The sequence below is a fragment of the Serratia proteamaculans genome (genome assembly GCF_946227095.1).
Taxonomy (GTDB): Bacteria; Pseudomonadota; Gammaproteobacteria; order Enterobacterales; family Enterobacteriaceae; genus Serratia; species Serratia proteamaculans_E.
On the sequence record NZ_CAMISV010000009.1, the window covers coordinates 155,846 to 169,364 of the forward strand.

Genomic DNA, 13,519 nt, shown 5'->3' on the forward strand with positions numbered 1-13,519 from the left:
GGGCGCGCCTGTGCCGCGCCCCGATCCTTACGACTTCAAACGATAGACCACCGTAATGCAACCCTGGCCCTCAGGGCAGCTTTTGCAACTGCCGCTCAGGCAGGCGCTGTTATCCTGCTCGATACGCTCTACTTTCCCCATCGCGATTAAACGCTCCAGCATTGCCTGTACTAACGGCAGTGGGGCCGCCAGCTGACGGCTGAGTTGAAGCGCCTGCACGTTACCGTGCAGCGCCAATGCATCACGGATCTGCAGCAGGCCGGCCATCAGTGACAGTCCCCCTTGGCTCCCTGGCAACAGGTTGTCGGCGTGGCATTGCCCAGACGCACCGTTACCCGGCTGCGCGCCCGACGCAGGCCGAACAGGATCAACAGATTGAACAGCACCACGATGGCGATTGCCGTCAGGCTATACTGCGGATGCTGGCTGAAGGTGGCGACCTGATAAAACAGCGTGGCCAACGAGTAAGCGACATTCAGCCCCCAGAGAATGGAGAAGGTCATCCAGCCACGGCTGGATTCACGGGCGATAGCCCCCATGACCGAGACGCAGGGGACGTACAGCAACACGAAGATCAGGTAGCTGTAGGCAGAAACCCCAGAGCCGAATTTGCTGCTCATCACACCCATTGAACCGACGTCCATTTCCCCGTCGCCCTTGCTGGCCTCAATCGGGTTGGACAGCACGCTCAGGCTAAAGGTGTCTTTCAGACCTTGCCAGGTGGTTGCCAGTGCCCCGCCCAGTTCGTCCAGCAGGTTAAAGTTGGCGGCATCAAATTCGGTGTTATTGATATGTTCGGCGGTGTACAGCGTGTTCAGCGTGCCGACCACCACTTCTTTCGCCATGGCGCCGGTCACCAGACCGACGGTGGCCTGCCAGTTATCATTGTGCACACCCATAGGCTGCAGCAGCGGTGTCAGCACCTTGGACACCGACGCCAGTGCGGAATCATTGATGTTATCCACCGGCTTGCCGCTGAACGAAAAGCTGTTCAGGCCGCCAATGAAGATGCTGGCAATCACGATCACTTTACCGGCACGCAGGACGAAGCCTTTCAGTCGCTGCCAGGTTTGCAGCAGCAGACTTTTCAGGTGCGGCACATGGTAGACCGGCAGCTCCATCACGAAGGGCGAGGCTTCGCCGCGCATGATGGTGTACTTCAGCACCAGTCCGGTGAGGATCGCCACCACAATGCCGAGCATATACAAAGAGAACACCACGCCCGCTCCGTCCTGACCGAAGAAGGCAGCGGCAAAGACGGCGAAGATGGCCAACCGGGCACCGCAGGACATGAAGGGGGCCATCATGATGGTAATCAGGCGCTCGCGCTGAGCATCCAGCGTGCGTGCGCCCATGATGGAGGGCACGTTGCAGCCAAAGCCGACAATCAGCGGCACGAAAGATTTACCGGGCAGCCCGAGTGCCTGCATCAGGCGATCCATCACGAAGGCCGCCCGTGCCATGTAGCCGGAGTCTTCGAGGAACGACAGAAACAGGTACATCATGCCGATTTGCGGCACCAGCGGCAGCACGGTATTGATACCGCCACCGACCCCCTGCGCCAGGAAAATAGTCAGCCATTCAGGGAAATGCAGGGTGTAGCCAATCCATTGAATGCCCTGGATAAAGATCGCCGCCGAACCGATATCGAAAATCGGCTGCAGTGCACCGCCGAGGTTGATTGCCAGCAGGAACATCAGATACATCACCAGCAGGAAGATTGGCACCCCCAGCCAGCGATTGAGGATCACTTTATCCAATGCTTCGGTCAGGCGGTTTGGCATCGCCTGCTGAGAATTACTGACGGCGTCACACAGGGTGGCGATCGACTGGTAGCGTGCATCGGCGATCACCAGTGCCGGGTCGTCCTGCTGCTGTTGTCGCAGAGCTTCCCTGGCTGCCGGCAGCAGGGCCGCCGCCGGACCGGCTAAAGTATGGCTGTAGATATCGCCTTCCAGCATCTGCAGTGCCAGCCAGCGACGCTGTTCGCTCGGCAGGCTCTGTGGCATGGCGTCGCTCAGCGTGGTCATTTCTTTGAGTAGCACCGGTGGGTAGAGCACCAGCGCTTTCAATTCGTTGAACTGATGATTGTCGATCATCTGCTTTAGTACGCCAATACCGTCGGCCTTGGTGGAGATCAGCGGCACCACCGGACAGCCGAGGCGTGCGGACAGGGCAGCGATATCAATATCAATTTTTTGGCTTCTGGCGATATCCAGCATGTTCAGCGCGACGATGCAGGGAATACCCAGCTCCAGCAGTTGCAGCGTCAGGTACAGATTGCGTTCCAGGTTGGACGCATCGACCACGTTGATCAGCAGATCGGCGTCGCCGCTCAGAATGTAGTGGCAGGCGATCTGCTCGTCGAGAGAGGTTTGCTCCGAGATGGTGGTCAGGGAGTAGGTGCCGGGTAAATCGACCAGTTTGACCTGGGATTGCGGCGTGGTGAACAGGCCTTCTTTACGCTCTACCGTTACGCCCGCCCAGTTACCAACCCGCTGGCGCGCTCCGGTCAGCTGGTTAAACAGCGTAGTCTTACCGGAATTAGGATTTCCTATTAAGCCAATAGTGAGTTTTTTCATAATTTTGCGTGATATCAGTCAAGGGAAATGGGGCCAGGCGATGCGCGTGGCCAAGGCAAGGCGACTCAGCGTCAGGATGGGTCGTCGAGCAGGATCAGGGCCAGATCTTTCCTGCGCAGCACCAGGCTGACGCGGCGGGTTTTAATTTCTATGGGATCACCCAGCGGCGCGACGCGCACCACTTCAAACGACGAACCCGGCAGCATGCCGAGTGATAACAGTTTCTGGCGGTAGGCTGGGCCGATTTCATTGGCGAAGCCGGCGATCTTATACGACCGTTTAGGCAGAAGATGCATGTAACCTTCCCTGAGCCCAGCTTATTGGGCCGATGATGATAAAAGAACGTTCCAAAGGAAGCGCCGCGGTAAACATGGCGGGCTGCCGACGTTTTCAATCCATGAGGTAATGCAGTGAACACGCAAAATAATAATAGTGAGAATCATTATCGTATTCAATACAAAAAATAGGGGTATTGGTAACCAAAAGTTGTGGCGATCACATTTAACCATCGAGACTGCCTGACGGGACTAGTTTTATCACCCGGTTTGGCAGGGTGCAAATGCGAATGGCGAGTTAAATCAGTTACGCGATTGTAGTGATTTTTTCCAGTTTGAAAAAATTAGCGGCAGATTTGGCCGCTTTGATCGGGTGGCACCAATATCGGTATTTATCTGGCAACATCTCGCCGGCTGAATACGAGCGGTAACTATTTGTGTTTCGCTGGGAAATGGCGAAATGAGAATATGATGTTAATAGCGGTGTTAATCGATGGTTAGGTAGCGTTATTTTCAGGCCTATAACATCGGGTCATTATGGCCGTTGGTAAGATTGGAGAAAAATGCAGGTTTATTGAGGCGGGTCAAAAATCACGGGGATATTTCGGTAGGAAAGGGCGGAGTGAACTCCGCCCTGCATCCTACTAGCCGGGTTAGGGCCTGATTAAGATTTTTTGCCGAATGCCGCTGCCAACGCATCACCCATAGCGCTGTTACCTGCCGAGGTGTTGTTGTTGCCGCCGCGCGGTTTACCCTTATTGGCCGGTGCCCGGTTTGCATTATCCTTGGCCGGGGCGGAATTGTTGCCACGGCGCGGTGAACCTTCACCCGGTTGCTCGTCCAGACGCATGCTCAGCGCGATGCGTTTGCGCTGAAGGTCCACTTCCATCACCTTCACTTTGACGACGTCGCCGGCTTTCACCACGGTGTGTGGATCTTCGACAAACTTGTCCGCCAGCGAGGAGATATGTACCAGGCCGTCCTGATGTACGCCGATATCCACAAAGGCACCGAAGTTGGTGACGTTGGTCACCGAACCTTCCAGGATCATCCCCGGCTGCAGGTCATTGAGGGTTTCAACGCCTTCAGCGAAGGTGGCGGTTTTGAATTCCGGACGCGGATCGCGGCCGGGTTTCTCCAGCTCCTTCAGGATGTCGGTCACCGTTGGCATACCGAACTTCTCGTCGGTGAAATCGCTGGCCTTCAGGCTGCGTACCGCGGCCGGGTTACCCATCAGATCCTGCAGGGCCTGGTGGGTGGCAGCCAGAATGCGTTCGACCACCGGGTAGGTTTCCGGGTGAACGGTCGAGGCATCCAGCGGGTTTTCGCCGTGGTTGATGCGCAGGAAGCCGGCACACTGCTCAAAGGCTTTTGGCCCCAGGCGGCTGACTTTCAACAGTTGTTCACGGTTGCTGAAACGGCCGTTCTCATCACGCCAGGTGACGATATTCTGCGCCATCATGCGCGTCAGGCCGGCCACGCGGGTCAGCAGTGGCACTGAAGCGGTGTTCAAATCGACCCCAACGGCATTCACGCAGTCTTCAACCACCGAATCCAGCTTTTTCGCCAGTTGGCTTTGGCTGACATCGTGCTGGTACTGACCGACGCCAATGGATTTCGGATCGATTTTTACCAGTTCGGCCAGCGGATCTTGCAGGCGGCGGGCGATGGAGACGGCACCACGCAGCGAGACGTCGAGGTTAGGGAACTCCAGTGCCGCCAGTTCGGAGGCGGAATACACCGAGGCACCGGCTTCGCTGACGATCACTTTCTGCGCTTTGACTTCGCCGAACTGCTGCTGCAAATCAAGGTAAAAACGCTCGGTTTCACGCGATGCGGTCCCGTTGCCGATGGCGACCAGTTCCACTTTATGTTTGATACACAGTGCCGCGACGATGGCAGAGGCTTTGGCGGTCTGTCCGGTGTGCGGATAGACGGTGTCGGTGGCGACCAGTTTGCCGGTGGAATCCACCACTGCCACTTTTACCCCGGTACGCAAGCCCGGATCCAGCCCCATGGTCGCGCGCATACCGGCCGGTGCGGCCATCATCAGATCGTGCATGTTACGGGCAAAGACGTTGATTGCTTCGTCTTCCGCACGTTCACGCACGGTACTCATCAGTTCGGTTTCCAGATGCAGCAGCACCTTGATACGCCAGGTCCAGTTGACCACCGCTTTGCGCCAGGCATCGGCCGGGGCGTTATTCAGGCGCAGATCGAGATGGCTGATGATGATCTGTTCCGCCTGGCTTTCACGCGGGGCTTCTTCAAACTGTGGGTCGGCGTTCAGCGCCAGTTGCAGCACGCCTTCGTTGCGGCCACGGAACATGGCCAGCGCACGGTGTGAAGGCACCTGGGCAATAGGTTCATGGTGATCGAAGTAGTCGCGGAATTTCGCGCCGGCTTCTTCTTTGCCTTCCACCACTTTGGAGACCAGATGCGCGTGCTTCCACAGGTAATTACGAACCTTGGCCAGCAGCGCGGCGTCTTCAGCGAAGCGCTCCATCAGAATGTAACGCGCGCCGTCGAGGGCGGCTTTCACGTCCGCTACGCCTTTGTCGGCGTCAACGTAGCGTTCGGCCAGCGTTTCCGGCTGCTGCTGAGGATCCTGCCACAGGCTGTCCGCCAGGGGCTCCAGACCGGCTTCGATGGCGATCTGTCCACGGGTACGGCGCTTGGGTTTGTAAGGCAGGTAGAGGTCTTCGAGTTCGGTTTTGCTTTGCGTGGCGGTGATCGCCCCCGCCAGCTGTTCGGTCAGTTTGCCCTGCTCGTCGATCGATTTAAGGATGGTCTGACGGCGGTCTTCCAGTTCACGCAGATAACCCAGGCGGGTTTCCAGCTGGCGCAGTTGGGTATCGTCCAAACCCCCGGTGACTTCCTTACGATAGCGTGCAATAAAGGGCACGGTATTACCTTCATCCAGCAGACGGATGGCGGAGTCAACTTGCTCCGGCCGGGCCTGCAGTTCTGTTGCAATAATGCGGCTCAGTGGGTCATTCATAGGTCTGGTATCTGTTGATAATGGTGAGTAAACAGGGGGACAGTTATACGGATTGCGCGCGGAAAATGCCAGTGAAGCGGGCCGCCTCTCGGCAGCCAGGGCACGTAAAGCGGCCTGTACCGCGGCGGCGGACGCCCGCTAGGAAAAAGCCGAAATCTTATTTTACGTACTCGATCTCATTCACATACCACAGCGCATCACCCGCCGGGGTGTTGACGGTGGCGGCATCACCCACTTCTTTTTTCAGCAGGGCGCGGGCCATCGGTGAATCGATGGAGATGTAGTCTCGACGGCCAAAAATCTCGTCATAGCCGACGATGCGAAAGCGTTTAATCTCACCGTCTTCATTTTCCACCGCTACCCAGGCACCGAAGAACACTTTGCCTTCTTGTTGCGGCGAGTGGTCGACGATTTTCAACTGTTCGAGGCATTTGGTCAGGTAGCGCACGCGGCGATCGATCTCCCGCAGCCGTTTTTTGTTGTACTGATAATCGGCATTTTCACTTCTGTCGCCAAGGCTGGCCGCCCAGGTCACTTTTTTGGTGACCTCTGGCCGATCTTCACGCCAGAGGTAATCCAGTTCTTGTTTCAGTTTGTCGTACCCTTCACGGGTGATCAGCGGTGTTCTCATACAACCTGTTACCGTGGCAATAGTGGAACCTATAGCGCGAAGTGTACGACAGATACGGGGCCAGAGGCATCGAAAATAGGGCTTGTCAGGGTGCGCTGTCGGCTATCGTGACCGACATCGCACCGATGCGTTCGATACTGACGTCGATGCGGTCGCCTGCCTGTATCGCGGAGACACCTGACGGCGTACCGGTATAAATCACGTCCCCCGGCCACAGGGTAAACATCGCCGAGGCATAGGCGATCAGGCGTTGTACGTTATAAATCAGGTGGCGGGTGTTGGAGTGCTGCCTGAGCTGGCCGTTGACCCGAATACTGAGATCCAGCGCGTTCGGATCGCCGATTTCGTCAGGGGTGACAATCCACGGGCCCAACACCGAAAATCCATCGGCCGATTTACGAAAAGAGGGAAATTCCGAACCGCGTACGGTCATGTCTATGCCGATAGCGTAGCCGAACACCACCTCCAGGGCCTGTTCGACGGGCAGATTCCGGGCGCGTTGGCCAATGATCACCGCCAGTTCGACCTCTGGATCGGTACGTCGATCAGGAATGGGCAAGTTGATGATCTCGTTTGGTCCACACAGCGAACTGTTGGCTTTGAGAAACAGGCCGTATTCGCTGATATCGGTATAGACCTTGCCATGGTTGATTTCCTGGTCGGCATTGGCTTCGGCGATGTGATCACGGTAATTGATCGGCGCGGCGACAAGTTTGCCTGGGTTGGCCACCGGCGAGTTCAGGTTCACCTGCTCCAGCGAATAACTCTCCAGCCGTTCCCAGTTTGCGTCCAACTGCGGGGCAATGCTGGCGAAATGACTAATCATCCAGTCGGCGGGCGGCGCGGGCCAGTGGGCGGGAGGGATGGCGTGAAACATTGGCGTGATGTCGTACACCCTTTGTTGCCGGATGATCCCTATCCGATCCTGGTTAAAACGGCAGATCTTCATGATATAGGCCCTCTGAAAGCAAAAATGTGATGGTGTTGGCCGCTGAATGGACCGATTAAGCCGGTGAGATCAGCCCTCTGGCAGGGTCTCATGACGCCAGATCCCCAGTTTTTCCAGCACCGGGCGATCGGAAAAACTGAAACAGACCGTATCGCCGTCCGGTGCCGACAGGCGATAGCTGAGCCATGAAGGCAGCGCAAAGATATCTTTCGGTTTTAACCGGAAGTGAATCCCCCCCGTCAGCCGTATTTCCAGTTCCCCCTCCATCACCACCAGCACCTGGCTGGCATTACCGCGCTGGTAGAGGCTGGTAAACCCACGGGGCAGCAGCGTGATGACGGTACCGAGGGTAGGAATGGCCCAATCGCCGTTGGCCGGGTTGATGTAACGCAGACTGATGGCGTTGGCTGGGTCGATCTCGCTGTGACGCTGCAGTTGTTCCAGCGCTTCACGGGTGCGTTGATACGGGTAGTTAAATATCGGGGAGGGCTGGCTCTGTCCCGTCGGGCGGTACTCCAGCGGCATCAGGCCAGCACCGTAGCGGGCCAGGGCATCGCCCTCCGGACGCGGTTCCAGCGTTTGGCCTGCGGGCAGGCGGTCTTGTCGAAACCCGGCCTTGAGAAAGTGCAGCAGCGGGGCATCCAGGCCATCGAGCCAGAATATCGGTTTATCGGTGTCATTTTGATGCTGGTGCCAACGCCATGAGGGGGTAATGATAAAATCCCCTGGGTGCAGCGTGGTCTGCTCGCCGTCTACCGTGGTGTTGCCGCCCTCGGCTTCCAGAATAAAGCGCAGGGCGGTGGGTGTGTGGCGATGCAGTGGGGCAATTTCCCCCGGCAGTACCATTTGCATGCCGGCATACAGCGTGTCGGTGATGCGTGATGAGCCTGGTGGCAACGACGGATTTTCCATCACCAGTACGCGGCGCTCGGCACGTTCGATGTCGATCTTGGAACCGATATCCAGCAGCGCGTCTTTAACCTCGGCATAATGCCATTGATAAGGTGTAGCCTGAGGTTCTGGTTGTTCGGGAACCAGACCATGCAGTGACTCCCATAACGGGAACAGATGCTTTTTTTGCAGTTGCTGAATATCGATGCTCATTTAGTCCTTCCTTTGTGGGTCAGTGACCCCCACATTTTGATAGACGTGTTTGTATTCGATAAAGCTGTCCAGTGAGGCGATGCCGTTCAAACGGCCCAGGCCGCTCTGCTTGCATCCCCCCTCTTCGAACTCATCGTGAATTTGCGCCCAGTCGTTGATCCACACGCTGCCGGCCTGAATTTCCCGCGCGACCCGGTGCGGTCGGTTAGCATCCATTGACCAAATACTGGCGGCCAATCCGTAGTCGCTATGATTGGCGGAGACGATCGCTTGCGCTTCGTCGTCAAACATCTCCAGCGTGAGCACCGGCCCGAAAACCTCCTGCTGCACAATGTCCATATCGCTGTTAGGCACTTCCAGCAGGGTGGGGCGATAGAACGCGCCTTTGGCTAAGGGGCCATCCACTACCGGTCCACCGCGAACCACGGCAGTGGCACCCTGGGCCAGTGCGGCAGTGACCATGGCATCGACCCGCTGGACGCTTTGTTGGTCAATCAACGGCCCCAGTTCAACGCCTGGTGCCAGCGACGGCCCGATTTTTACCGCTTCCAGCAACGCCGCCATGCGGGCACGAACCTGCGGATAGATCGCGCGCTGTACCAGTAAACGGCTGCCGGTTACGCAGAACTGACCGCCGAAGGTGGTGAGTGAACGCACGATCATTGGCAAGGCACGGTCCAGATCGGCGTCTTCGAACAGTAAATGCGGCGTTTTCCCGCCCAGCTCCAGTGAGATACGTTTGATCCGCTGCATGGCATTGGCCGCCAGGGTGCGCCCGGTGCGGGTGCTGCCGGTAAAGCTGATGACCGGTACCGCCGGACTGCTGACCAGCAGCATGGCACCGTCGCTGCCACTTTCGGTAAACAGGTTCACCACGCCCTGCGGCAGGCTGTCGACTTCGGCCAGAATGCGGGCGAATGCGGCGTTAACCTGTGCGGTCTGAGCCGGGAGCTTAATGACGGCGGTGTTGCCAGCGGCCAACGCTGGAGCCAGCGATCGGATAGTTAAAATGGCAGGCGAGTTCCATGGTGTGATCACCCCAACCACGCCTAGCGGTTCGTACAGCACCCTGGATAAGGCACCGGGCTCAATTTCCATGGCGCGCCCATAGGTTGTCAGGGCCAGTGCGGCGGCGTAGCGCAGTTTGCTGGGAATGAACTTAACCTCAAAGCGGGCTTCGTTCAGCGGCTTGCCATTGTCTTGCGCCAGGATCTGGGCCAGGGTTTCCGCGTGTTGTTCAAACCGATCGGCCATTTGGTTCAGGCAGCGTGCCCGCAGGTGCCGATCACGGCTCCATGCCGGCACAAATGCGCGTTGGGCGGCGGCTATCGCCATCGCGGCTTCCTCTGCGCCACCGTCGGCAAATTCCCCCAGTTCAGCGCCATCCGCCGGGCTGATGCTGATACCCTGTTTGGCCGAGTCCTGCCATTGGCCGTCGATCCAGTGCAGTGCCTTGGGCCTGGCTGAGAGGGTCTGGTCACCTGTCTGCATAACTTCTCCCGTGATGCATTTTTGTTAATAAAATGAAAATTTCTATGTGCCGAAAGAATATCTGCTGCTTACAATCAATCAATCGAATGTGATTTATTGGCCGAATAACAAAAATGAATTTGAAGAACGTCGATTTGAATCTGTTGGTGGTATTCGACGCCATCTTTCGCCAACGTAGCGTCGGTCTGGCAGGGCAGATGTTGGGTATTAGCCAGCCGGCGGTGAGCCACGCGTTGGCTCGCTTACGCCAACTGTTTGACGACCCGATGTTTGTGCGGATTAATAATGAGATGTGCCCGACCGACCGGGCCAGCGAACTGATGCCGTCGGTCGAACGGGTGCTGCTGATGATCCGCGACGATGTGTTGCAACCGGCGGGCTTTGATCCGGCGGCCAGTCGCAGAACGCTGACGCTTTGTATGCCGGATATCGGGGAGCAGTATTTCCTGCCGCCATTAATTAATCATCTGGCGAAGGTAGCTCCCGGGATGTCGGTGGTCAGTCATGAGCTGGCACCGGCGCAATTGGAAGAGGCGCTGGAAAACGGACGGGTCGATCTGGCTATCGGTTATTTTCCCGATCTGCGTCGCGCCGTTTTTTATCAGCAGCGGTTATTCTACAGTGGGTTTTGCTGTGCGGTACGGCAGGGGCATCCGCAGATTGGCGAAACGTTGTCGTTGCCGCAGTTCTTACAGGCAGAGCACGTTACCGCCCGTTTGCGCATTCGCAGTCAGGAAATTGCCGAGCAGGCGATGAGAGAGCAGGGAATTGCGCGCAACGTCAAACTGCAGACCAGCCATTTTCTGAGCCTGACCCATATTATTGCCCAAACGGATCTGCTCGCCACAGTGACACATCAAGCGGCGCAATTGCTGCAGGCCGCGGGTAAGGTGAATATTTACCCGGTCCCTTTCCCCATACCGTATTTCCCGGTGATGCAGTATTGGCATGAACGCGCTCATCATGATCGCGGCAATCAGTGGCTACGGGGGGAAATACGCGAGTTATTCCAACGCGATGATGAGAATACCGCTGATGAATGCGCGGCAGAACATTAGGTGCATTGTCACTCCCGGCTTAGACTGACGGAACGATAGCCGGAGTCGGGGTAAATCGGGTTATAAATACGTCGTTAATTAGAGGGGCAGCCCCCGCAGTCCACGACGGTGACGCTATTTTGCCGAGTGGCTGAAGGCACTTTTTCCGGTGAAATGAGGCAATATCGAGAGGATTAATTGGCTTGTTGAATGAAAGATATTGATAACTCGGTAAAAGAATAAGCTTTGTAACAATTTAGACTAGAATATATACCAATAATCGCTGTCCGAATTGGCATGGTTTTTTAACAATATTCACGTCAGGCAATACAGCCTTTGGGAGTAATACAATGCAAGAGAATCATAAGATTCTGGTCGTCGATGATGACATGCGCTTGCGCGCGCTTTTAGAGCGTTATTTAACCGAACAGGGTTTTCAGGTTCGCAGCGTGGCTAACGCTGAGCAAATGGATCGCTTGCTGACACGTGAATCCTTCCACCTGATGGTGTTGGACCTGATGTTGCCGGGCGAAGACGGGCTTTCTATCTGCCGCCGTCTACGCAGCCAAAGCAACCCTATGCCGATCATCATGGTGACCGCCAAAGGTGAAGAAGTCGACCGTATCGTCGGCCTGGAAATCGGCGCTGATGATTACATCCCAAAACCGTTCAACCCGCGTGAACTGCTGGCCCGTATCCGTGCGGTATTGCGCCGCCAGGCCAATGAACTGCCGGGCGCCCCTTCGCAAGAAGAGGCGGTGATTGCCTTTGGTAAATTCAAACTGAACCTGGGTACCCGTGAAATGTTCCGCGAAGACGAGCCTATGCCGTTGACCAGCGGTGAGTTCGCGGTACTGAAGGCGTTGGTGAGCCATCCGCGTGAACCGCTTTCGCGTGACAAGCTGATGAACCTGGCTCGCGGCCGTGAATACAGTGCAATGGAACGTTCCATCGACGTGCAGATTTCTCGTCTGCGCCGTATGGTTGAGGAAGATCCTGCGCATCCACGTTATATCCAGACCGTTTGGGGTCTTGGCTACGTCTTCGTCCCGGACGGCAGCAAGGCATGAGACGATTGCGCTTTTCACCGCGTAGCTCGTTTGCCCGAACCCTGCTATTGATCGTCACCTTGCTGTTCGTCAGCCTGGTGACGACCTATCTGGTGGTGCTGAACTTCGCCATCCTGCCCAGTTTGCAGCAGTTCAACAAGGTATTGGCCTACGAAGTTCGTATGCTGATGACCGATAAGCTGCAACTGGAGGATGGTACCTTGTTGGAGGTGCCACCGGCGTTCCGTCGTGAAATCTATCGCGAACTGGGGATTTCTCTCTACACCAATTCGGCGGCGGAGGAGAGCGGTCTGCGCTGGGCGCAGCACTATCAATTCCTCAGCCAGCAAATGGCTCAGCAGCTTGGTGGGCCCACCGATGTCCGGGTAGAAGTGAACAAAAACTCACCGGTGGTGTGGCTGAAAACCTGGCTGCAGCCGGATATTTGGGTGCGTGTCCCGCTGACTGAAATTCACCAGGGCGATTTCTCGCCGCTGTTCCGCTATACCCTGGCGATTATGTTGCTGGCGATAGGCGGTGCCTGGCTGTTTATTCGTATCCAAAACCGCCCGCTGGTGGAGCTGGAACATGCTGCTTTGCAGGTCGGCAAGGGTATTATTCCACCGCCGCTGCGCGAGTATGGTGCATCCGAAGTGCGTTCGGTAACGCGGGCCTTTAATCAGATGGCATCGGGCGTTAAGCAACTGGCGGACGACCGCACGCTGCTGATGGCCGGCGTCAGCCACGATCTGCGTACGCCGTTGACGCGCATCCGTCTGGCGACCGAGATGATGAGTGCTGAAGACGGCTACCTGGCGGAGTCGATCAATAAAGATATTGAAGAGTGCAACGCCATCATTGAGCAGTTTATTGACTATCTGCGCACCGGCCAGGAGATGCAGACCGAGTTAAGCGATCTGAATAGCATCCTGGGTGAAGTGGTGGCTGCCGAGAGTGGTTATGAGCGGGTTATCGAAACCGCTTTGGCACCGGGTGAACTGATGATGAATGTGCATCCGCTGTCGATTAAGCGTGCGGCGGCGAACATGGTGGTGAATGCGGCGCGTTATGGCAACGGCTGGATCAAAGTCAGCAGCGGACGTGAGCTGCAGCGCGGCTGGTTCCAGGTAGAAGACGACGGTCCGGGGATTAAACCGGAAGAGTTAAAGCATCTGTTGCAGCCGTTCGTCCGTGGCGACAGTGCGCGTAGCACCAGCGGGACCGGACTGGGTCTGGCGATTGTACAGCGCATTATCGATGGTCATCACGGTGCTTTGGATATTGGCACCAGCGAACGCGGCGGGTTGTTGATCAGGGCTTATATTCCGTTACCGATGGAAAAGAAAGAGTCGGCCAATGGGAATCAGACAGCAAAAGATAACGCCTGACATCCCTGACAG

The 13,519-nt window shown here is 56.7% G+C and carries 11 protein-coding genes; 3 read left to right on the top strand and 8 right to left on the bottom strand.

The features are described from left to right. Positions 1-27: 27 nt before the first annotated feature. From OC597_RS18440 to OC597_RS18475, 8 genes are all read right to left on the bottom strand, one after another. Complete coding sequence (locus tag OC597_RS18440; RefSeq protein ID WP_085119834.1) at positions 28-267, bottom strand: FeoC-like transcriptional regulator; 240 nt, start codon at positions 265-267, stop codon at positions 28-30. Then, positions 267-2,582, bottom strand: coding sequence for a Fe(2+) transporter permease subunit FeoB (gene feoB / locus OC597_RS18445; protein ID WP_261260170.1), 2,316 nt, complete (start codon positions 2,580-2,582; stop codon positions 267-269). Before feoB ends, OC597_RS18440 begins: the two co-directional genes overlap by 1 nt. A gap of 71 nt (positions 2,583-2,653) precedes the next feature. Further along, the gene (gene feoA, locus OC597_RS18450; RefSeq protein WP_085119832.1) at positions 2,654-2,878 is read right to left on the bottom strand and encodes a ferrous iron transporter A; all 225 of its coding nucleotides are present in this window, start codon (positions 2,876-2,878) and stop codon (positions 2,654-2,656) included. A 643-nt stretch (positions 2,879-3,521) separates the two neighbouring features. Then, the gene (locus tag OC597_RS18455) at positions 3,522-5,858 is read right to left on the bottom strand and encodes a Tex family protein (RefSeq protein ID WP_261425870.1); all 2,337 of its coding nucleotides are present in this window, start codon (positions 5,856-5,858) and stop codon (positions 3,522-3,524) included. A gap of 157 nt (positions 5,859-6,015) precedes the next feature. After that, entirely contained in the window at positions 6,016-6,489 is a 474-nt protein-coding gene (gene greB / locus OC597_RS18460; protein ID WP_262209939.1) for a transcription elongation factor GreB, read from the bottom strand. Positions 6,490-6,574: 85 nt separating this feature from the next. Beyond that, positions 6,575-7,438: a fumarylacetoacetate hydrolase family protein gene (locus OC597_RS18465; protein WP_261425869.1), complete on the bottom strand. Its 864-nt coding sequence runs from the start codon at positions 7,436-7,438 to the stop codon at positions 6,575-6,577. Positions 7,439-7,507: 69 nt separating this feature from the next. Beyond that, positions 7,508-8,542 carry a cupin domain-containing protein gene (locus OC597_RS18470; RefSeq protein WP_261425868.1) on the bottom strand — a complete coding sequence of 345 codons (1,035 nt, stop codon included), beginning with the start codon at positions 8,540-8,542 and terminating at the stop codon, positions 7,508-7,510. Continuing rightward, the gene (locus OC597_RS18475; RefSeq protein ID WP_262209941.1) at positions 8,543-10,033 is read right to left on the bottom strand and encodes an aldehyde dehydrogenase family protein; all 1,491 of its coding nucleotides are present in this window, start codon (positions 10,031-10,033) and stop codon (positions 8,543-8,545) included. Between the two features lie 113 nt (positions 10,034-10,146). On the opposite strand from OC597_RS18475, the gene OC597_RS18480 reads away from it, so the two are divergent. The 3 genes from OC597_RS18480 (at position 10,147) to envZ (ending at position 13,507) form a co-directional block, all read left to right on the top strand. Next, complete coding sequence (locus tag OC597_RS18480; RefSeq protein WP_262209943.1) at positions 10,147-11,091, top strand: LysR family transcriptional regulator; 945 nt, start codon at positions 10,147-10,149, stop codon at positions 11,089-11,091. A gap of 329 nt (positions 11,092-11,420) precedes the next feature. Continuing rightward, positions 11,421-12,140, top strand: a complete 720-nt coding sequence (gene ompR, locus OC597_RS18485) for an osmolarity response regulator transcription factor OmpR (RefSeq protein ID WP_004709363.1) — start codon at positions 11,421-11,423, stop codon at positions 12,138-12,140. Beyond that, positions 12,137-13,507 carry a two-component system sensor histidine kinase EnvZ gene (envZ, locus tag OC597_RS18490; RefSeq protein WP_261260164.1) on the top strand — a complete coding sequence of 457 codons (1,371 nt, stop codon included), beginning with the start codon at positions 12,137-12,139 and terminating at the stop codon, positions 13,505-13,507. Before ompR ends, envZ begins: the two co-directional genes overlap by 4 nt. The last annotated feature ends 12 nt before the right edge of the window (positions 13,508-13,519 follow it).

What these genes read in the sequence shown, in the direction of transcription:
- OC597_RS18440 (WP_085119834.1), bottom strand. Translation starts at nt 267, where the DNA reads ATGGCCGGCCTGCTGCAGATCCGTGATGCATTGGCGCTGCACGGTAAC.
- feoB (WP_261260170.1), bottom strand. Translation starts at nt 2,582, where the DNA reads ATGAAAAAACTCACTATTGGCTTAATAGGAAATCCTAATTCCGGTAAG.
- feoA (WP_085119832.1), bottom strand. Translation starts at nt 2,878, where the DNA reads ATGCATCTTCTGCCTAAACGGTCGTATAAGATCGCCGGCTTCGCCAAT.
- OC597_RS18455 (WP_261425870.1), bottom strand. Translation starts at nt 5,858, where the DNA reads ATGAATGACCCACTGAGCCGCATTATTGCAACAGAACTGCAGGCCCGG.
- greB (WP_262209939.1), bottom strand. Translation starts at nt 6,489, where the DNA reads ATGAGAACACCGCTGATCACCCGTGAAGGGTACGACAAACTGAAACAA.
- OC597_RS18465 (WP_261425869.1), bottom strand. Translation starts at nt 7,438, where the DNA reads ATGAAGATCTGCCGTTTTAACCAGGATCGGATAGGGATCATCCGGCAA.
- OC597_RS18470 (WP_261425868.1), bottom strand. Translation starts at nt 8,542, where the DNA reads ATGAGCATCGATATTCAGCAACTGCAAAAAAAGCATCTGTTCCCGTTA.
- OC597_RS18475 (WP_262209941.1), bottom strand. Translation starts at nt 10,033, where the DNA reads ATGCAGACAGGTGACCAGACCCTCTCAGCCAGGCCCAAGGCACTGCAC.
- OC597_RS18480 (WP_262209943.1), top strand. Translation starts at nt 10,147, where the DNA reads ATGAATTTGAAGAACGTCGATTTGAATCTGTTGGTGGTATTCGACGCC.
- ompR (WP_004709363.1), top strand. Translation starts at nt 11,421, where the DNA reads ATGCAAGAGAATCATAAGATTCTGGTCGTCGATGATGACATGCGCTTG.
- envZ (WP_261260164.1), top strand. Translation starts at nt 12,137, where the DNA reads ATGAGACGATTGCGCTTTTCACCGCGTAGCTCGTTTGCCCGAACCCTG.